We start from the raw sequence: 20108 nt of genomic DNA on the forward strand, positions 1-20108 counted from the left end.
GTGCGTTTTCAACCAAGGACTTTTATGTCGCGTCGTATCTCCCCCGTCATACCCGGCTTCGGGCTGACGCTGGGCTACACCTTGGTGTACCTCAGCCTGATTGTGCTCATTCCACTGGCGGCGATGTTCGTGCATGCCGCTCAACTGACCTGGGACCAGTTCTGGGCAATCATCTCGGCACCTCGGGTGCTGGCCGCGTTGAAGCTGAGCTTCGGCACCGCGTTGTACGCCGCGATCATCAACGGCGTGATCGGCACGCTGCTGGCCTGGGTGCTGGTGCGCTACACCTTCCCCGGGCGCAAAGTCATCGATGCGATGATCGATCTGCCCTTCGCATTGCCCACTGCCGTGGCCGGTATCGCGTTGACCGCGCTGTACACCCCCACCGGCCTGGTGGGTCAGTTCGCGGCGGACCTGGGTTTCAAGATCGCGTATACCCCCCTCGGCATCACCCTGGCGCTGACTTTTGTAACACTTCCATTCGTAGTACGTACGGTACAGCCTGTACTGGCCGATATCCCCCGTGAAGTGGAGGAGGCGGCGGCGTGCCTGGGGGCAAATCCGTTGCAGGTTTTCCGCCATATTCTGATGCCGGCGCTGCTCCCGGCCTGGCTGACCGGTTTCGCTTTGGCCTTTGCCCGTGGGGTCGGCGAGTACGGTTCGGTGATTTTCATCGCTGGCAACATGCCAATGAAAACCGAAATTCTGCCGCTGCTGATCATGGTCAAACTCGACCAGTACGATTACACCGGCGCCACCTCCATTGGTGTACTGATGCTGGTGGTTTCCTTTGTCCTGTTGCTGCTGATCAACTTGTTGCAGCGGCGCATCGAAACCCCATAAGGAGGCGCGAAAAATGTCCCAATCGTCTATTGCAGCGGCCTCCTCGAACGCCGCCCGCCGTGGCAGTGCAGCTTCGCGGCGAATCCTCATCGGCCTCGGCTGGCTGATCTTTGCGCTGTTTCTGTTGTTGCCGCTGTTCATCGTGGTGTCCCAGGGCCTGAAGCTGGGCCTGGGGGCGTTCTTCACCGCGATCTTTGAGCCGGACGCGTTGTCGGCCCTGAAACTCACGGTGATTGCGGTGTTGATTTCGGTGCCGCTGAACCTGGTGTTCGGTGTCAGCGCGGCGTGGTGCGTGAGCAAATACTCGTTCCGCGGCAAGAGCATGCTGGTGACCCTGATCGACTTGCCGTTCTCGGTGTCGCCGGTGATCGCAGGTCTGGTCTACGTGCTGATGTTCGGCGCCCAGGGCTTGTTCGGCCCATGGTTGCAGGATCACGACATCCAGATCGTCTTCGCCTTGCCGGGCATTGTGCTGGCGACGATTTTCGTCACCGTGCCGTTCGTGGCCCGTGAGCTGATCCCGCTGATGCAGGAACAAGGTACCCAGGAAGAAGAGGCCGCGCGTCTGCTCGGCGCCAATGGCTGGCAGATGTTCTGGCACGTCACCGTACCGAATATCAAATGGGGCCTGATCTATGGCGTGGTGCTGTGTACCGCGCGGGCCATGGGTGAGTTCGGCGCGGTGTCGGTGGTATCCGGGCACATTCGCGGGGTGACCAACACCTTGCCGCTGCACGTCGAGATTCTCTACAACGAATACAACCACGTGGCCGCGTTCGCCGTGGCGAGCCTGTTGCTGATCCTGGCGCTCTTCATCCTGCTGCTCAAGCAGTGGAGCGAAAACCGTATTAACCGCCTGCGCGCCAGCGCCGCGGAGGAATAAGTCATGTCGATCGAAGTGCGTAACGTCAGCAAGAACTTTCACGCGTTCAAGGCGCTGGACAACATCAGCCTGGACATTCAAAGCGGCGAGCTGGTGGCGCTGCTGGGGCCGTCCGGCTGCGGCAAGACCACATTGCTGCGAATCATCGCCGGCCTGGAAACCCCGGATCAGGGCAACATCGTGTTCCACGGCGAAGACGTTTCCGGCCACGACGTGCGTGATCGCAACGTCGGTTTCGTGTTCCAGCACTACGCCTTGTTCCGTCACATGACGGTGTTCGACAACGTTGCGTTCGGCCTGCGTATGAAGCCGAAAAACCAGCGTCCGAACGAAAGCCAGATCGCGGCGAAAGTCCACGAACTGCTGAACATGGTGCAACTGGACTGGTTGGCCGATCGCTACCCGGAACAACTCTCCGGCGGCCAGCGTCAGCGCATCGCGTTGGCCCGCGCCCTGGCGGTGGAGCCGAAAGTGCTGCTGCTCGACGAGCCTTTTGGCGCACTCGACGCCAAGGTCCGTAAAGAACTGCGTCGCTGGCTCGCGCGGTTGCACGAGGACATCAACCTGACCTCGGTATTCGTGACCCACGACCAGGAAGAGGCGATGGAAGTTGCCGACCGGATCGTGGTGATGAACAAGGGGGTGATCGAGCAGATCGGTTCACCGGGCGACGTCTACGAAAATCCGGCCAGCGATTTCGTCTATCACTTCCTCGGCGATTCGAACCGTCTGCATTTGGGTGAAGACCGGCACGTACTGTTCCGTCCACATGAAGTGTCGCTGTCGCGGCATGAACTGGAAGACCACCACGCCGCTGAAGTGCGGGATATTCGTCCGTTGGGCGCCACCACGCGGGTGACGCTGAAGGTCGAAGGCCAGAGCGAGTTGATTGAAGCTGAAGTGGTGAAGGATCACGACAGCCTGGTTGGATTGACGAAGGGTGAGACGTTGTTCTTCAAACCCAAGGTCTGGCAGAAAGTCGCCAACATTTAAGATCAAAAGATCGCAGGCTGCGCCAGTTCCTACAATGGATTTGGGTCGAGCACACATCTGTGGCCAACCCAAAACCCCGTAGCTGCCGCAGGCTGCGATCTTTTAAAGCGGCCTAAGCCGCCGCATTTTTCGGATTGATTCGCACACCACCCACTCGCGCCTCGATCTGCTCTTTGAGCTCATGCCGCATCCCGAGCAAAAACGCCAACTCAGCCGCCACAAACAACGGCCCGACAATCAACCCCGTCACATCATCGACAAACGCCGGTTTGCGCCCCTCGTAATGATGACCGACAAACTGTATCGCCCAGCCCACCACAAACATCCCGATGCCGGCGCCAAGCCAGGCAAATGTGCTTTGCTGCGCAAGCACATGCCCCAGCCAGACCGACAGACCCAGCAATACCGTCATCAGCACCCCCAGCCGTAGTTCCAGGCGCAGGTAAAACCACGCCGACATCAGTGACACCAGCACTGCCGGTGACAGCCAGCCCCCGGCCCATTGCGGACGCGACAGCAACACCGCGACCGCCACGACGATCAGGGGAATGCCCACGAAGTGGCTGGCGATATTGCGCGGATCACGGTGGTAGGCGGCGTATTGACTGAGATGGTCAACGAGGCTTTTCATTGTTATTCCTCCTGTAGGGTGATTGATGATGCCCCGGGTTCATCTCTCGCTCTGTCAGCCAGGCGACAATCTCCAGGAGTTTTCATGGACATGCAGGTTTGGCGTTCGCGCCTGATGACGGGGCAATGGTTCAGTCACTTGCCTGTTTCCTTACAGGATAGTCTGCTGGCAATCGCCAGGATTCGGCGCCTATCGCCTGGGCAACTGCTGTTCAAACGCGGTGATCCCCCGTGCGGGTTGTATGCGGTGCTTGAAGGTTCGGTGCGCATTGGCGCGGTGAATGAGCAGGGCAAGGAAGCGCTGCTAAGCCTGGTGGAACCGCCGCACTGGTTCGGCGAAATCTGCCTGTTCGATGGCCAGCCGCGAACCCATGATGCCTACGCCGTGGGCCAGTGCATTCTGTTGCACATCCCGCAAACAGCGCTGCTGGCATTGCTCGACGAACACCCGGTGTACTGGCGGCAACTGGCATTGCTGATGAGCCACAAACTGCGCCTGACCTTCATCAACCTCGAACAGCTGAGCCTGATGCCGGCCCCGGCGCGCCTGGCCCATCGCTTGCTGATGATCGCCGAGGGCTATGGTGAAATCGACCTGCCGCGCCGCGTTCTGCAATTGCCGCAAGAGCAATTGGCGTCGATGCTGTCGCTGTCGCGCCAGACCACCAACCAGATCCTCAAGGACTTGCAGGGGCAGGGGATTCTGAATCTCAGGTATGGCGAGATCGAGATTCTGGATGCGCAGCGGTTGCGGGCGTTGGCGGTGGTTTGATGTGCACTTGCAGGCGCTGTCGATTTTATTGATGGGCTTTGTCCACGAACGCGCCTAGCCTGTGAAGACGACAATCGAGGTGTGCCATGCGTGTGCTGTTAGTGGAAGACGAACCCGAGACCGCCAAGCTCCTGGCCAAAGGTCTGAGCGAAGCGAGTTATGCGGTGGATGTAGCGCTCAACGGCATGGACGGCCGACGCTTTATCGAATCTGGCGAATATGAATTGATCATCCTCGACGTGATGCTGCCGGGGCTCAACGGCTGGCAGTTGCTGCAGCAGATCCGCAAGCTCGGCGATACGCCGGTGCTATTGCTCACCACCACGGACGGCATCGAGGACCGGCTGCGCGGGTTGGAGCTGCATGAGGATGATTACCTGCTCAAGCCGTTTACCGTCAGTGAGCTGGTGAAGCGGGTGCGCAAGCTATTGCGGCGAGATCGGGGGCGGTAGCAGTAGCGGTTTCAGTGGTGCTTGAGAAATTGCGATGGGGGCCGGAAATCGCAACACGCCTTGCGGATCTATTACCGCAACCCATCCCGAAACTGCCCCGGCGTCATCCCCGTCCAGCGCTTGAACGCGCGGCTGAAGCTGCTGGTGTCGGCGAATCCCAATAGGTAACTGACCTCGCTCAACGAGCACTGCGGATCGCGCAGGTGCAGCAGCGCCAGGTTTTCCCGACTTTCGTTGAGCAGCGTATCGAACCGACAACCTTCGTCCGCCAGGTGCCGTTGCAGGCTGCGCAAGCTCAAGTGCAGTGCTTCGGCGATGCGATCGGCCGAAGGTTCGCCCTCAGGCAGTTGCTCTTCAATGGCGTCGCGAACCTTGCGCTCCCAGGTCAGGGGTTTGAGTTGCGCCAGGGTGCGTTTGAGCACGGTTTCGTTGTGTTCGGCCAGTTCCGGGTTGGCGTCGTCCAGGTGGCTGTCGAAATCCACCAGGGCGAATTCCAGTCGGTCTTCCTCGGCGGCGAAATACACCGGCGAACGGAACACTTTGTGCCATTGATGCGGGTCGGCAGGTTCCGGACGGCGCAGATAAACCGCCAGCGGCGCGTAGTCACGGCCCAGCCGGTTTCGGCAGGTGCGCACGTAAATCGCCGCGAAGGCGTCGATGGCTTCGAAGGCAGGCGCGGGGTTGCCTTGGGGGATTTTCAGGCGGAAGCGATAGCGATCCTCGGCGCGGGTCAACTCCAGGTCCAGCGCATCGCTGACCACCTGGTGATAGCGCACGATGCGCTCGAACACTTCCCGCAAGCTGCCGCTGGCCACCAACGCATAACCGAGCGCATGAAACGTGGTCGGGCTGACAAACCGCGACACCCGCAAGCCAATCGCCGGGTCGCCACTGACCTGCACCGCGATTTCCCACAGGCGTGTGGTGCCGGACAACGGGTAACGGGCGTTCGGGTCGTCCATCAACTGCGGATCGAGCCCCGCCTGTCGGCACAGGGCGGTGCTGTCGAGGCCCAGCGCATCGAGCTGCTTGCGCAGGGCGCGGGTCCAGCTTGCGAGGGAGGTCGGTTCAGTCATGTCGATTGGCGCGTCCGGTCAACAGGTTGGCGTTCACGGCTACCGCTGTGTGAAGCATCACAGGGCAGGATGCGAACATCAATAACCAGAGGATGGAAGCATGGACGGTACTTCTGCAAGTCCCCAGCGACTGAATGCAGCACAACGATCAGCGCATATTCGCCAGGTGGTATTGGCCAAGGGCGTCGAGTTGCGTCGGCGCTACCCGATTCTCAACCATCAGGACGCCTTGGGTGCGGGCATCCTGGCCTTCGCCCTGGCCGGGATGATCGGTTCGGCAGTGCTCTATATCAACGGATACATGGACTGGTGGGCATGCTTGTTGGTCAACGCGTTTTTCGCCTCGTTGACCCATGAACTTGAGCATGACCTGATCCACAGCATGTATTTTCGCAAACAGCGGGTGCCGCATAACCTGATGATGGGCCTGGTGTGGCTGGCGCGGCCGAGCACCATCAATCCGTGGATCCGCCGCCATTTGCACCTCAACCACCACAAGGTGTCCGGCACTGAAGCCGACATGGAAGAGCGGGCGATCACCAACGGTGAGCCCTGGGGTTTTGCGCGGCTGTTGATGGTTGGCGACAACGTGATGTCGGCGCTTATCCGCATGCTGCGGGCCAAGACCTGGGCGCACAAGCTCAGCATCCTCAAGCGCTCCCTGAAAGTTTACGCACCGCTGGCGCTGATGCATTGGGGGGCGTGGTATGTGTTCCTCGGTTTTCACGCCGCCAACGGCATCGCGCATCTATCGGGGGCGCCCATCGAATGGTCGGCGACGACATTGGCGGTGATGCAAGTGATCGACATCGCTGTCGTGGTGATCATCGGTCCGAACGTGTTGCGCACGTTCTGCCTGCATTTTGTCAGCTCGAACATGCACTACTACGGTGACGTCGAGCCGGGGAATGTGATTCAGCAGACTCAGGTCTTGAACCCTTGGTGGCTGTGGCCGTTGCAGGCGTTCTGCTTCAACTTCGGCAGCAGCCACGGGATCCATCATTTTGTGGTGAAGGAGCCGTTTTACATCCGCCAGATGACGGTGCCGGTGGCGCATGAGGTGATGCGTGAGATGGGGGTTCGGTTCAATGATTTCGGGACGTTTGCACGGGCGAACCGATTTGCGCACAAGGCGACCATAGAACCCCGTCAAGTGCATCCCGCTCAGGTTTGAGCAAGGCACCCGGAAACTCAAAGGCGAAAAACGCTCGTCATCAATTTGACCCAAAGGGACGCTAAGTTGTGACGCAAGCAGCGAGGGGTCGGCGATTGCCGAAGATGATTCGTATATGTGATTTAGGTCTAATAAAATAATTAAATATTCCTTTATTGGATAACCGATTTCGCCAATCATCGGCTTCAGGATTGTTGATCAGCGCAAACAGATTTTGAGTTTCCGGGGCCGTCTCCTTGGCAGGGTGCGGCCCCTTTTTTATTTCGGGCAAACATATATTCGATATTGGTCTTAATAAATAGCTTCTTATTCCTTAACGAATATAACTCTCCTCCCTATACTCGATCAGGAACAGACACACAGCAGGAGAGCTCCCCCATGCGCAACGAATCAATTCGCTACCTGATTGTGCCGGGCTGGCAAGGATCGCCAGAAGATCATTGGCAAACCCACTGGCAGAACAGTCTGCCAAACAGCGCGCGGGTGGAGCAGGCCGATTGGCTGACGCCTCGTCGTGAAGACTGGGTCGCGGCGTTGGCCGAGGCGATTGCCGCCGACAGCACGCCTGTGATCCTGATCGCCCATAGCCTGGGTTGCATCACCGTTGCCCATTGGGCAGCCACCGCGCCGCTACAATTCTTGCGTCAAGTGCGCGGCGCCTTGCTGGTCGCGCCGGCGGACGTCGAGCGCCCGGCCTGTGCGCCGGCGCTGCGCAACTTTGCGCCGATCCCGACCCATTTATTGCCTTTCCCGAGCCAGGTCGTCAGCTCTGACAACGACGCTGCCGTGAGCGCGCCACGTGCGCTTGAACTGGCGCGTCAGTGGGGCGCCGAGGCGGGGATTTTATCGGGGGCCGGGCACATCAACGTGAAGTCCGGTCACCGGCGCTGGGAGCAGGGTTTTGCCTACCTTTATCGGTTGCAGAATCGCATGGAACAGCACGCCCTGCGTCGCGCTTGAACCTCATTCTTTTTCTTTAAAAATCGCCCCCGTCTCCCGGCGGTTTTGGGCGGGAGTCTGCCATGAGTTTGCATGAAACCTTCGGTCAGCCATTGCTGACCTTTCCCGATGCGGAGAAAAGCCCGCTGAGCATCCGCGCCAAGGCGCTGGTGTTTGTCGATCCGCGTTCCCGGCAATTGCGCCAGGAGCTGGAACAACTGGCGCCACGTTCGATCTCGGTGTTGATTCGCGGTGAAACCGGCAGCGGTAAAGAACTGCTGGCGCGGCACATCCATCGCGCCAGTGATCGTGGCGGGTTGTTCGTGTCCGTCAATTGCGGCGCGATCAGCCCGACTTACGCCGATGCTGAACTGTTCGGCTATGCCGCCGGCAGTTACAGCGGTTCGGCCAGCAGTCGTGCCGGCTGGTTCGGCTCGGCCAACGGCGGCACCTTGTACCTGGACGAGATCGGCGACCTGCCGCTGCCGATCCAGATCAAGTTGCTCGCAGCCCTGGAAAACCACGAAGTCACCCGCGTCGGTGCGCACCAGCCGAGCCCGGTGGACGTGCGTCTGGTGGCGGCCACCAGCATCGATCTGGCCCAGGCAGTGGCGGCCGGAAAATTCCATGAGCGGCTTTATCACTACCTCAGCGAGGGCCAGCTCGAACTGCCGGCCTTGCGTGAGCGGGTGGGCGATATTTTATCGCTGGCCGAATACTTCCTCGGCATCTACAGCCAGCGCCTCGACCTGCCGGTGCCACTGATCAGCGAAGCCGCGCAGCATCTGCTGGAGCAACACAGTTGGCCGGGCAACACCCGAGAGCTGGAGAACGTCATTCACTTTGCGCTGCTGGTGAGTACGGGCGATGAGATTTTGCCGGAGCATTTGAATCTGCCCGAGGCGCCTGCATCGTTGCTACAGATCGAGCAGCAACTGAAAAAAATCCTCGGCAGCGGCTCCGCCGCCGAAAAAGAGGCCTTGAAAGACCTGCTCAAAGCGACGGGGCTTCTGTAGGAGCGAAGCTTGCTCGCGAATCAGACAACTCGGTCTGTCTGGAGGACGGCTTAGTGGGCAAGTCGCGCTCCTGCAGGGTCGTGGATGGATTTATGGAAGGGGGGCTGTATGAACAAAATGGAATATGAAAGTGAATAAAAGATATTGTTCGGGAATAAAAAATCCCGGTATCGTCCGCGTCACGCCAGCGATAGCACTTCACTGGCACCTAAACATTTAGCCGTCGTCGATGACGACCGTGATTTTCGATAAGGACACTGCATGAAAAAGGTTCTGTTGTTCACCGCATTGGCGGCTGCCCTGACCGCGGGCCTGGCCCAGGCTGGCGAGAAACTGGTGGTTGCGGCGACGCCGATTCCACATGCCGAGATTCTTGAACTGATCAAGCCAACCCTCGCCAAAGAAGGCGTGGACCTGGAGATCAAAGTCTTCACCGACTACGTTCAGCCGAACGTGCAGGTCGACCAGAAGCGTCTGGACGCCAACTACTTCCAGACCCTGCCGTACCTGAAAAGCTTCAACGAAGGCAAAGGCACGAACCTGGTGACTGTGATCGGCGTGCACGTCGAACCGTTCGGCGGCTACTCGAAGAAAGTCAAAACCCTGGCTGAGCTGAAGGACGGCGCAACCATCGCCATCCCGAACGAAGGCAGCAACAGCGGCCGTGCCCTGATCCTGCTGCAGAAGGCTGGCCTGATCGAGTTGAAAGACCCGAAAAACGCTTTGGCCACCCCGAAAGACATCGCCAAGAACCCGCACAATTTCAAGTTCAAGGAACTGGAGTCGGCCATGCTGCCGCGTGTTCTGGACCAGGTCGATCTGGACATGATCAACACCAACTACGCGCTGGACGCGGGCCTGAATCCGGCTAAAGACGCACTGGTGATCGAAGGTGCCGATTCGCCTTACGTGAACTTCCTGGTGGCACGTCCGGACAACAAGGACAGCGTTGCCATCCAGAAACTGGCCAAGGCTCTGACCAGCCCGGAAGTGAAGGCGTTCATCGACAAGAAATACAGCGGCGCGGTACTGCCGGCGTTCTGATTCACCGCCGTCTCGAACCCTTCAAGGTTTCAAACGTCGACGGCTACTACAGCGTCGGCGTTTTTTATTGCGCCAAGATCAAAAGATCGCAGCCTCGTTTCACTCGACAGCTCCTACATTGAAATGCGTATCCCCTGTAGGAGCTGTCGAGTGAAACGAGGCTGCGATCTTTTGCTTTAAGATTTCAGGCCACCCGCGTCTTCAACGCCTTGCGCAGCGCCACCAGCAATTTCACGATGTCCTGCGGATCCAGCCGCGGCGTCACTTTTACGTCAGCCATGTTCTCTTCCTTGTGATGGTTCGGCCGGGGGAGTCTGGCCAAAAGCTGCACGTCCTTGGAGGGGCATTTTGAAAAAAAGATCCCTCCTACAGCGCAAAGGAAAATAACCGTCCCCCGCTGCCGTCGCAAATCCGCAGAATAGTTTTTTGTGTGATATCAATATGCTTTAACGGTATTTAAATTCCTCTTTTTATACCTTTAAAGTTGGCGCCTGCCGGGTGGTTATCCACTGCCCATGGACTGCGCCATCGTCGCTTACCGAGCGGCGTACAGGATGTTCAATGACCTTCGATTACGCGTTTATCCTCAGCACCCTGCCGGCGTTTCTCAAAGCCGTTGGCGTGACGCTGCAGGTCGGCTTGATCGCTATCGGCACTTCGTTGCTGGTGGCGCTGATCAACGCGACGATTCTGGTGTTTCGCACGCCTTACCTGCAGCGCCTGGTCGGGCTGTATGTGGAGTTGGCGCGTAACACGCCATTGCTGATCCAGTTGTTCTTCGTCTACTTCGCCTTGCCGGCCCTGGGCATCAAAGTCTCGGGCTTCGCCGCAGCGATCATCACCATGACCTTTCTCGGCGGAGCCTACCTCACCGAAGTCCTGCGCGCCGGCGTGGATGCCGTGCCCCAGGCGCAACTTGAGTCCGGTCGTTCAATTGGCTTGTCCCACGGGCAATTGCTGCGCTACGTGATCTTGCCGCAGGCCGGCATCCTCAGCCTGCCGTCGCTGTTCGCCAATTTCATCTTCCTGCTCAAGGAAACCACGGTGGTCTCGGCGGTGGCGGTGCCGGAGATTCTCTACACCACCAAGAGCTACATCGCGCTCTATTACAAAACCTACGAAATGCTCGCCATGCTGACGTTGATCTGCGTGCTGTTGTTTTTGCCTTTGTCGCTGCTGCTCAGCCGTCTGGAAAGGAGGCTCCAGCATGGCCAGTTCGGGTCTTGAGTTGCTCATGGTGTCGTTGCCGCAATTGGGCAAGGGCGCTGCACAAACCTTGTCGATTTCTTTCCTGAGCATCGCCTTCAGCACCGTCGGCGGGGTGCTCTACGGCGTGTTGCGCACGCTGAATTCGACATGGCTCAACGCAATGCTGCGGGTTTATCTGGAATTGTTCCGGGCGATCCCGGTGCTGGTCTGGTTGTATTTGTTGTTCTTCGGCCTGCCGATTTTTTTCGGCCTGAGCATTCCGGGCTTCTGGTGCGCGGTGCTGGTGCTGTCGCTGTGGGGCGCCAGCGAAGTCGGGGAAGTGGTGCGCGGCGCCTTGCATTCGTTACCGCGCGGCCAGCGAGAAGCGGGATTGTCGATTGGCTTGAACGGCCCGCAACTCTACGGCTACGTACTGCTGCCCCAGGCGCTGAAACGCATGACGCCGCCGACCATCAACGTCTACACGCGGATCATCAAGACCAGCTCCCTGGCGGTGCTGATCGGCGTGGTGGACGTGATCAAGGTCGGCCAGCAGATCATCGAGCGCACCTACGAATCGGTACTGATCTACGGCGCGCTGTTTCTGTTTTTCTTTTTCATTTGCTACCCGCTGTCAGCCGCTTCCCGCGTGCTGGAGCGGCGCTGGACGCAAGCATGAGCGCATTGATCGAGTTCAAGGGTTTCAACAAGTTTTTCGGCGAGCAGCAGGTGCTCAACGGCATCGACCTGAAGGTGAGAACGGGCGAGGTGATCGTCATCCTCGGCCCCAGCGGCTGTGGCAAAAGCACCTTGCTGCGCTGCCTCAACGGCCTGGAAGTCGCTCACAGCGGCAGCTTGAATTTTGCCGGGCGTGAGTTGCTGGACAAGGGCACCGACTGGCGCGAAGTGCGTCAGCAGATCGGCATGGTATTCCAGAGTTATCACCTGTTTCCGCACATGAGCGTGCTCGATAACGTGCTGCTTGGCCCGGTGAAAGTGCAGAAGCGCGACCGCCGCGAAGCCCGTGCCCAGGCCGAAGCCTTGCTGGCGCGCGTAGGCCTGTTGGACAAGCGCGACGCGTTCCCGCGTCAGCTCTCCGGTGGTCAGCAGCAACGCATCGCCATCGTCCGTTCGCTGTGCATGAACCCCCAAGTCATGCTCTTTGACGAAGTCACCGCCGCCCTCGACCCGGAGATGGTCAAGGAGGTACTCGAAGTGATTCAGGGGCTGGCCCGCGAGGGCATGACCCTGCTGATTGTCACCCACGAAATGGCCTTCGCCCGCGCCGTGGCCGACCGCATCGTGTTCATGGACGCCGGGCGCATCCTTGAGCAACAACCCCCCGAGATTTTCTTTACGAACCCGCAAACCGCACGAGCGCAGCAGTTCCTGGAGAAGTTCTCCTTCGTCGCCGCACTACCCAAAACGACTCAAATAAAGGAATTGGAACTGCCATGAAAACTGCCAAGTCTTCTCTGCTGCTACTCCCGCTGTTCGGCCTGGCGCTGCTGGCCGGTTGCAACAAAACCGAAGAGCCGGCCAAGCCGAAAGTCGCCAGCGTCAGCAGCGCACCGGCCGGTTACCTGGAAAAGATCAAAGCCCGGGACAAGCTGATTGTCGGCGTGTTCACCGACAAACCGCCGTTCGGTTTTGTCGATGAAGCCGGGCGCTACGTGGGGTTCGATACCGACATTGGCCGCCAATTCGCCAAGGATCTGTTGGGCGATGAAAACAAAGTCGAGTTCGTGGCGGTGGAGCCGGCGAGCCGGATTCCATTCCTGCAAAGCGACAAGGTCGACCTGATCCTGGCCAACATGACCGTCACCCCGGAGCGCAAGGAAGCGGTGGACTTCACCAACCCGAACCTCAAGGTGGCGGTGCAGGCGCTGGTACCGCAGGCCAGTTCAGTGAAGAACCTTGATGACCTGGCGACCCGCACGACTATCGTGACCACGGGCACCACAGCCGATGTCTGGCTGACCAAAAATCACCCGGACTGGAAACTGCTGAAGTTCGAGAAAAACTCCGAGTCTCTGCAAGCCCTGGCCAATGGTCGCGGCGACGCTTATGCGCAGGACAATCTGGTGTTGTTCAGTTGGGCCAAACAAAACCCGGGCTACCGTGTACTGGAGCAGAAGTTGGGCGCCGAAGCACCGATCGCCCCGGCGGTGAAGAAGGGCAACATCGAACTGCGTGATTGGGTGAATGCGGAGTTGGCGAAGCTGGGTGAGGATAAGTTTTTGCTCAAGCTATACGACCAGTATGTGCGCAAAGAGCTGAGCGACGACACCAGGCCTGAGAGCGTGATTGTCGAGGGTGGGAAGTGGCAGGGTTGATTGGCTTCAGATGATCGCTCCCACCTGTGGCGAGGGAGCAAGCTCCCTCGCCACAGAGCGAGGGAACGATCAGTGTGTCTCAGTCAGGCCAATACCACACCGGCTCATCCAGCATCCGCTGCCCGACCATCCCGGTCTGGCCGAAATCTTTCTCCAGCACAATGCAATTGCATTCCGGGTCTTGCTGCAATGCCGAGATCAAGCGCCGCGCATGGGACACCACCCACACCTGGCACTGTTCGGACGCTCGAATAATCAACCGCGCCAACGCCGGCAACAAGTCCGGATGCAGACTGGTTTCCGGCTCATTCAGCACCATCAGCGTCGGCGGCCGGGGTGTCAGCAATGCCGCGACCAGCAACAGATAGCGCAACGTCCCGTCCGACAATTCGGCGGCGGACAGTGGCCGCAACAACCCTTCCTGATAAAACTCGATTGCAAATCGGCCACCTTGCAGCAATGCGATGTTCAGCGTCGCGCCAGGGAACGCATCGCTGATCGCCGCCTGCAAGGCTTCGGGATCGCCGATTTCGCGGATGGTCTGTAATGCCGCCGCAAGGTCGCGACCGTCGTGGTGCAACACCGGTGTGCGAGTGCCCAGTTGTGGTTGTCGCGCCGGAGCTTCGGCATCGCTGCGAAAGTGATCGTAGAAGCGCCAACGGCGGATGAATTCACGCAGCTGCAAGACTTCCGGCGAGGTACGCAAGCTACCAACCTGATCGAACAGGCTGTCGAAATTCGGCGTGCGCTGGGCCAGCACCTCCCAGCCGCGTCCGGCCCGTGTGCGAATCATCGGGCCGTCGCGATCCACCAGCAGGCTGGCCGGGCGATAGAACGGCCCGGACCAGATGCATTCCCTTTTGATTTCCGGGTCCAGAGAAAACGCGGAAAGACTCGGTTCCGCAAGGCCCAGCGCGATCGAGTAGCTGAAGTCTTCGCCGGCAAACCCCAGGCGCAGGCGCTTGACGCCGTGTCGCATGGTTGCCTGGACCGGGATTTCACCAGTGCGCATGCGCTGGGTGATGGTTTCCGGCCCGGCCCAGAAGGTCGAATCCAGCCCACCCTCGCGTGCCAAGCCATTGACCACTCCACCCTGAGCAGTTTCCGCCAGCAGGCGCAAGGCGCGGTAGAGATTGGATTTACCGCTGCCGTTGGGGCCGGTGATCAGGTTCAGCCGTTCGAGCGGAATCACCAATTTATTGATCGAGCGGTAGTTGGCCACCGCGAGGGTTTTGAGCATGGGGAGCTTCCTGCTGCAGGGTCCGCCAGTTTGTCTTATCGTCGGCGACTGTGATCGTCTGTGACGAGGGAGCTTGCTCTTGCTGGGCTACGAAGCGGCTCAAAAAAGTTAAACGAGGTGTGTCAGGCAAAACGAGATAGCAGGTTTGCGTCTGTTGCGCAGCCGAGCGGGAGCAAGCTCCCTCGCCACAGGATAGTCCCCAGGCCATAAGGTACGTAGCAAACCCGTGCACCTGTTGAACCCTGTTCTAAGCTCACAGTCGTATCGTCACTGGCACGTACGTACAACGCAAAGGAGTCTGCATGGCGGGTCCTGGATTGAAATTAATGGTTGGCCTGAGCCTCTTCGCCTTGCTGACCGCCTGTGGTGAAAAAAAGCCCGTCGAGAAGGACCGTCCGCGAGTCTTCGTGCAAGAGGTCAAGCCAACCGATTACGCCGCCGCGGTGACACTCACCGGTGATGTTCAGGCCCGAGTCCAGACCGAGTTGTCGTTCCGCGTGGGCGGCAAGATCATCCAGCGCATGGTCGATGTCGGTGACCGGGTGTCGGCCAAACAAGTGCTGGCCAGGCTTGACCCCAAAGACCTGCAAACCAATGTCGATTCGGCCCAGGCCCAGGTGGTTGCCGAGCAGGCACGGGTCAAACAGACTGCCGCCGCCTTCGTTCGCCAGCAAAAACTCCTGCCCAAGGGCTACACCAGCCAGAGCGAATACGACTCCGCCCAAGCGGCCTTGCGCAGCAGCCAGAGCGCATTGAGCGCGGCTCAAGCGCAATTGGCCAACGCCCGCGATCAACTGAGCTACACCGCGTTGATTGCCGATGCGCCAGGCGTGATTACTGCGCGCCAGGCCGAAGTCGGCCAGGTGGTGCAGGCCACGGTGCCGATTTTCAGCCTGGCCCGGGATGGCGAGCGTGACGCGGTGTTCAATGTTTACGAATCGCTACTGACCGAACCGCCGTCAGACCGATCGATTGTGGTCAGCCTGCTCGACAATCCGAAAATCAAGACCACGGGCACCGTTCGGGAGGTCACGCCAGCGGTGTCCGCGCAGACCGGCACGGTGCAAGTCAAAGTCAGCCTCGATGGTCTCCCTGAAGGCATGCAGCTCGGCTCGGTGGTGAGCGCCACGGCCAAGCCAGTGGGTAAAACCGCAGTGGAACTGCCCTGGGCGGCCCTGACCAAAAACCTCAGCGACCCGGCCGTGTGGCTGGTGGACGCCGAGGGCAAGGCGCAGTTGCACACGGTCACCGTTGGCCGTTACCTGACCGGCAAAGTCATTGTCAGCGCCGGCCTCACCGGTGGCGAAAAAGTCGTCACTGCGGGCGGCCAGTTGCTGCACCCGGGCGTACGGGTGGAGGTCGTCGAAAATACCGATCAGACCCCAACCACAGGAGCCCAACCATGAAGCACCTGTTGCTGTTGTCCGCCGCTGTACTGCTGGTCGCCTGTTCCAAGGAAGAAGCGCCGCCAGAACCGGTGCGGCCGGTGTTGTCTGTGGAAGTGAAAGCGCTCCATCAAGAGGATCTCGGCCGGTTCGCCGGCAGCATTCAGGCCCGTTACGAAAGCAATGTCGGTTTCCGGGTGCCGGGGCGTATCGCCAGCCGCAATGTCGATGTCGGCGCCGAAGTCCAGAAAGGCGCCTTGCTCGCCACCCTCGACCCCACCGATCAGCAGAACCAGTTGCGCTCGGCCCAGGGTGACCTGGCGCGTGTTCAGGCGCAGCTCATCAACGCCCAGGCCAACGCCCGGCGTCAGCAGGAGTTGTTCAATCGCGGGGTCGGCGCTCAGGCGCAACTGGACATCGCCCAGACCGAACTGAAAACCACCCAGGCGTCCCTCGATCAAGCCAGGGCCGCCGTCAACCAGGCGCAGGATCAACTCAACTACGTCGAGCTGCGCACCGATCACAAAGCCATTGTCACCGCGTGGAATGCCGAAGCCGGGCAAGTGGTGACCGCCGGCCAGCAAGTGGTGACCCTGGCGCAGCCGGACATCAAGGAAGCGGTGATCGACTTGCCCGACACCCTGGTCGATGATTTGCCGGCCGACGTGGTGTTCCAGGTCGCCTCGCAACTGGACCCGAGCATCACCAGCACCGCCATCGTGCGCGAAATCGAACCCCAGGCCCAAAGCGCGACCCGTACCCGTCGTGCCCGCCTGAGCCTGACTGATACGCCACCGGGTTTTCACCTCGGCACGGCGATCAGCGTGACCCTCAGCTCTGAAATCAAACCACGCCTCGAACTGCCGGCGAGCGCATTGCAGGAGGTCGATGGGAAAACACGGATCTGGGTCGTCGATCCACAGACGCAAACCGTTGCCCCAAGGGAGGTCAGCCTGGTCAGCCGGACCGACGACACAGTGGTCGTGGCCAACGGTGTGAAATCCGGCGAGCGGGTGGTCAGTGCCGGTGTGAATAGCCTCAAACCGGGGCAGAAAGTGAGAATTGACGAGGGCAGCCCGCAATGAAAGGGAGTTTCAACTTATCCGAGTGGGCCCTCAAGCATCAGTCGTTTGTATGGTATTTGATGTTCGTCGCGCTGTTGATGGGCGTGTTCTCCTACCTGAACCTGGGCCGCGAAGAAGACCCGTCGTTCACCATCAAAACCATGGTGATCCAGACCCGCTGGCCCGGCGCGACCCAGGAAGAAACCCTCAAGCAGGTCACTGACCGGATCGAGAAAAAACTCGAAGAACTCGACTCGCTCGATTACGTGAAAAGCTACACCCGCCCCGGTGAATCGACGGTCTTCGTTAATCTGCTCGACACCACCAGCGCCAAGGACATTCCGCAAATCTGGTATCAGGTGCGCAAGAAGATCAACGACATCCGCGGCGACTTCCCGCAAGGCCTGCAAGGGCCGGGCTTCAACGATGAGTTCGGTGACGTGTTCGGTTCGGTGTATGCCTTTACCTCTGACGGCCTGTCAATGCGCCAGCTACGCGATTACGTGGAACAGGTGCGTGCCGAAATCCGTGAAGTGCCAGGGTTGGGCAAGGTCGAAATGATCGGCGAGCAGGATGAAGTGCTGTACCTGAACTTCTCCACCCGCAAACTCGCCGCCCTCGGCATCGATCAGCGCCAGGTGGTGCAGAGCCTGCAATCACAGAATGCCGTGACCCCGGCGGGAGTGATCGAGGCCGGCCCGGAGCGGATTTCGGTGCGGACCTCGGGGCAGTTTGCCTCTGAGAAAGACCTGGCCAACGTCAACCTGAAGCTCAACGACCGCTTCTACCGCCTGGCCGACATCGCCGACATCAGCCGTGGCTATGTCGATCCTGCCACCCCGGAGTTTCGTTTCAACGGCCAGCCGGCCATCGGCCTGGCAATCGCCATGAAGAAGGGCGGCAACATCCAGGCATTTGGCAAGGCGCTGCATCTGCGCATGAACGAGCTGACGGCCGACCTGCCGGTGGGCGTTGGCGTGCACAACGTTTCCGATCAGGCCGAAGTGGTGGAAGAAGCTGTCGGCGGTTTCACCAGTGCATTGTTCGAGGCCGTGGTGATCGTGCTGATCGTCAGCTTCGTCAGCCTTGGCGTGCGCGCCGGGCTGGTGGTGGCGTGTTCGATTCCGTTGGTGCTGGCGATGGTCTTCCTCTTCATGGAATACAGTGGCATCACCATGCAGCGGATTTCCCTCGGAGCGCTGATCATCGCTCTCGGCCTGCTGGTGGACGACGCGATGATCACGGTGGAGATGATGGTCACACGCCTGGAAATGGGCGAAACCAAAGAACAGGCGGCGACCTTCGCCTACACCTCGACGGCGTTCCCGATGCTCACCGGCACGCTGGTTACCGTCGCCGGTTTCGTGCCGATCGGCTTGAACGCGAGCTCCGCCGGTGAGTACACCTTCACGCTGTTCGCGGTGATCGCGGTGGCCATGCTGGTGTCATGGATCGTCGCCGTGCTGTTCGCCCCGGTACTCGGTGTGCATATTCTGAGCAGCAATGTGAAACCTCACGACGCAGAGCCAGGGCGCATCGGTCGGGCGTTCAATGGCGGCCTGCTGTGGGCCATGCGTAACCGCTGGTGGGCCATCGGTATCACCGTGGCGCTGTTCGTGCTCTCGGTGTTTTCCATGCAGTTCGTGCAGAACCAGTTCTTCCCGTCCTCGGACCGCCCGGAAATCCTCGTCGACCTGAACCTGCCGCAAAACGCCTCGATCGCCGAAACCCGCAAAGCCGTGGACAAGCTCGAAGCGACGCTCAAGGGCGACCCGGACATCGTGCGCTGGAGCACCTACATCGGCGAGGGCGCGATCCGTTTCTACCTGCCCCTCGACCAGCAATTGCAGAACCCGTACTACGCGCAACTGGTGATCGTCAGCAAAGGCCTGGAGTCACGCACGGCGCTGACTGCTCGTTTGCAAAAGCGCTTGCGTGAAGAGTTCGTCGGCATCGGCAGTTACGTCCAGGCCCTGGAAATGGGCCCGCCGGTGGGGCGTCCGATTCAATACAGGGTCAGCGGTAAAGACATCGATCAAGTGCGCAAACACGCGATCGCCCTGGCCACTGAACTGGATAAAAACCCGCACATCGGCGAGATCATTTACGACTGGAACGAACCGGGCAAAGTGCTGCGCATCGACATCGCGCAAGACAAGGCGCGGCAACTGGGGCTGTCGTCGGAAGACGTGGCGAACCTGATGAACAGCATCGTCGTCGGCTCGCCGGTGACGCAGGTCGATGACGACATCTACCTGATCGACGTGGTCGGCCGCGCTGAAGATGCCGAGCGCGGCAGCCCGGAAACCTTGCAGAACTTGCAGATCGTCACCCCCGGCGGTACTTCGATACCGCTGCTGGCGTTCGCCACGGTGCGCTACGAACTGGAGCAACCGCTGGTATGGCGTCGTGACCGCAAACCGACCATCACCATCAAGGCTGCGGTGCGCGACGAGATTCAGCCGACCGACCTGGTGAAGCAGTTGCAACCGGACATCGACAAGTTCGCCGCCGGTTTGCCGGTGGGCTACAAAGTCGCCACTGGCGGCACGGTGGAGGAAAGCGGCAAGGCCCAGGGACCGATTGCCAAGGTCGTGCCGTTGATGCTGTTTTTGATGGCGACCTTCCTGATGATCCAGTTGCACAGCGTGCAGAAGCTGTTCCTGGTGGCCAGCGTCGCGCCGCTCGGCTTGATCGGCGTGGTGCTGGCGCTGATCCCGACGGGCACGCCCATGGGCTTCGTGGCGATCCTCGGGATTCTGGCGCTGATCGGCATCATCATCCGCAACTCGGTGATTCTGGTGACCCAAATCGATTCTTTCGAGAAGAGCGGTTATACGCCGTGGGACGCGGTGGTGCAGGCCACGGAACATCGGCGTCGGCCGATTTTGTTGACGGCAGCGGCGGCGAGTATGGGGATGATCCCGATTGCCCGGGAAGTGTTCTGGGGGCCGATGGCCTACGCGATGATTGGCGGGATCATCATCGCCACCTTGCTGACGCTGCTGTTTTTGCCGGCGCTGTATGTGGCCTGGTACAAGGTACGCGAGCCGAAGAAACAAGCGCCGTAACG

The 20108-nt window shown here is 59.9% G+C and carries 19 protein-coding genes; 16 read left to right on the top strand and 3 right to left on the bottom strand.

Translation table 11 applies throughout. The annotated features are described in order from the left end of the window. Positions 1-24: 24 nt before the first annotated feature. Genes cysT through FFH90_RS01990 form a run of 3 tightly spaced genes read left to right on the top strand, consistent with a single transcriptional unit; the run spans position 25 to position 2719 of the window. Positions 25-843 carry a sulfate ABC transporter permease subunit CysT gene (cysT, locus tag FFH90_RS01980; protein ID WP_018929362.1) on the top strand — a complete coding sequence of 273 codons (819 nt, stop codon included), beginning with the start codon at positions 25-27 and terminating at the stop codon, positions 841-843. A 13-nt stretch (positions 844-856) separates the two neighbouring features. Further along, on the top strand, positions 857-1726 hold the full coding sequence (gene cysW, locus FFH90_RS01985) for a sulfate ABC transporter permease subunit CysW (RefSeq protein WP_007941037.1): 870 nt from the start codon (positions 857-859) through the stop codon (positions 1724-1726). 3 nt (positions 1727-1729) lie between these two features. Further along, entirely contained in the window at positions 1730-2719 is a 990-nt protein-coding gene (locus tag FFH90_RS01990) for a sulfate/molybdate ABC transporter ATP-binding protein (RefSeq protein WP_028939547.1), read from the top strand. A 112-nt stretch (positions 2720-2831) separates the two neighbouring features. On the opposite strand, the gene FFH90_RS01995 is transcribed toward FFH90_RS01990, so the two are convergent. Beyond that, complete coding sequence (locus FFH90_RS01995; protein ID WP_138866616.1) at positions 2832-3350, bottom strand: DUF962 domain-containing protein; 519 nt, start codon at positions 3348-3350, stop codon at positions 2832-2834. An 84-nt stretch (positions 3351-3434) separates the two neighbouring features. Between FFH90_RS01995 and FFH90_RS02000 the strand changes: the two genes are divergently transcribed. Next, positions 3435-4121 (top strand): Crp/Fnr family transcriptional regulator, encoded by a 687-nt coding sequence (locus FFH90_RS02000; RefSeq protein ID WP_111453987.1) that lies wholly within the window; start codon positions 3435-3437, stop codon positions 4119-4121. A gap of 86 nt (positions 4122-4207) precedes the next feature. Continuing rightward, positions 4208-4573 carry a response regulator gene (locus FFH90_RS02005; RefSeq protein ID WP_138866617.1) on the top strand — a complete coding sequence of 122 codons (366 nt, stop codon included), beginning with the start codon at positions 4208-4210 and terminating at the stop codon, positions 4571-4573. A 71-nt stretch (positions 4574-4644) separates the two neighbouring features. On the opposite strand, the gene FFH90_RS02010 is transcribed toward FFH90_RS02005, so the two are convergent. Further along, entirely contained in the window at positions 4645-5649 is a 1005-nt protein-coding gene (locus FFH90_RS02010) for an AraC family transcriptional regulator (RefSeq protein WP_019581709.1), read from the bottom strand. A gap of 100 nt (positions 5650-5749) precedes the next feature. On the opposite strand from FFH90_RS02010, the gene FFH90_RS02015 reads away from it, so the two are divergent. From FFH90_RS02015 to FFH90_RS02050, 8 genes are all read left to right on the top strand, one after another. Beyond that, on the top strand, positions 5750-6823 hold the full coding sequence (locus FFH90_RS02015) for a fatty acid desaturase (RefSeq protein WP_138866618.1): 1074 nt from the start codon (positions 5750-5752) through the stop codon (positions 6821-6823). Positions 6824-7201: 378 nt separating this feature from the next. Continuing rightward, positions 7202-7783 (top strand): alpha/beta hydrolase, encoded by a 582-nt coding sequence (locus FFH90_RS02020; protein WP_064615794.1) that lies wholly within the window; start codon positions 7202-7204, stop codon positions 7781-7783. A gap of 62 nt (positions 7784-7845) precedes the next feature. Continuing rightward, positions 7846-8778: a sigma 54-interacting transcriptional regulator gene (locus FFH90_RS02025; RefSeq protein WP_018929353.1), complete on the top strand. Its 933-nt coding sequence runs from the start codon at positions 7846-7848 to the stop codon at positions 8776-8778. A 261-nt stretch (positions 8779-9039) separates the two neighbouring features. After that, complete coding sequence (locus FFH90_RS02030) at positions 9040-9822, top strand: MetQ/NlpA family ABC transporter substrate-binding protein (RefSeq protein WP_007941045.1); 783 nt, start codon at positions 9040-9042, stop codon at positions 9820-9822. Between the two features lie 561 nt (positions 9823-10383). Next, a complete protein-coding gene (locus FFH90_RS02035) occupies positions 10384-11049 on the top strand; it encodes an amino acid ABC transporter permease (protein ID WP_138866619.1) in 666 nt (221 codons plus the stop codon). After that, positions 11030-11689: an amino acid ABC transporter permease gene (locus tag FFH90_RS02040; protein WP_138866620.1), complete on the top strand. Its 660-nt coding sequence runs from the start codon at positions 11030-11032 to the stop codon at positions 11687-11689. The genes FFH90_RS02035 and FFH90_RS02040 overlap by 20 nt, the downstream gene beginning before the upstream one ends. Beyond that, positions 11686-12468 carry an amino acid ABC transporter ATP-binding protein gene (locus FFH90_RS02045; protein WP_064615799.1) on the top strand — a complete coding sequence of 261 codons (783 nt, stop codon included), beginning with the start codon at positions 11686-11688 and terminating at the stop codon, positions 12466-12468. Before FFH90_RS02040 ends, FFH90_RS02045 begins: the two co-directional genes overlap by 4 nt. After that, positions 12465-13346 (top strand): transporter substrate-binding domain-containing protein, encoded by an 882-nt coding sequence (locus tag FFH90_RS02050; RefSeq protein ID WP_086944175.1) that lies wholly within the window; start codon positions 12465-12467, stop codon positions 13344-13346. Before FFH90_RS02045 ends, FFH90_RS02050 begins: the two co-directional genes overlap by 4 nt. A gap of 79 nt (positions 13347-13425) precedes the next feature. Here the strand turns inward: FFH90_RS02050 and FFH90_RS02055 are convergent, their stop codons facing one another. Beyond that, entirely contained in the window at positions 13426-14586 is a 1161-nt protein-coding gene (locus tag FFH90_RS02055) for an AAA family ATPase (protein WP_018929347.1), read from the bottom strand. A 302-nt stretch (positions 14587-14888) separates the two neighbouring features. Between FFH90_RS02055 and FFH90_RS02060 the strand changes: the two genes are divergently transcribed. From FFH90_RS02060 to FFH90_RS02070, 3 genes are read left to right on the top strand one after another with little or no spacing between them, the layout of a single operon-like run. Further along, a complete protein-coding gene (locus tag FFH90_RS02060) occupies positions 14889-15992 on the top strand; it encodes an efflux RND transporter periplasmic adaptor subunit (RefSeq protein WP_026286661.1) in 1104 nt (367 codons plus the stop codon). Further along, positions 15989-17056: an efflux RND transporter periplasmic adaptor subunit gene (locus tag FFH90_RS02065; RefSeq protein WP_064615807.1), complete on the top strand. Its 1068-nt coding sequence runs from the start codon at positions 15989-15991 to the stop codon at positions 17054-17056. The genes FFH90_RS02060 and FFH90_RS02065 overlap by 4 nt, the downstream gene beginning before the upstream one ends. After that, entirely contained in the window at positions 17053-20106 is a 3054-nt protein-coding gene (locus tag FFH90_RS02070) for an efflux RND transporter permease subunit (protein ID WP_138866621.1), read from the top strand. Before FFH90_RS02065 ends, FFH90_RS02070 begins: the two co-directional genes overlap by 4 nt. Positions 20107-20108 lie beyond the last annotated feature (2 nt).

Source organism: Pseudomonas sp. ATCC 43928 (assembly GCF_005938665.2).
In the GTDB taxonomy this organism is placed as follows: Bacteria; Pseudomonadota; Gammaproteobacteria; order Pseudomonadales; family Pseudomonadaceae; genus Aquipseudomonas.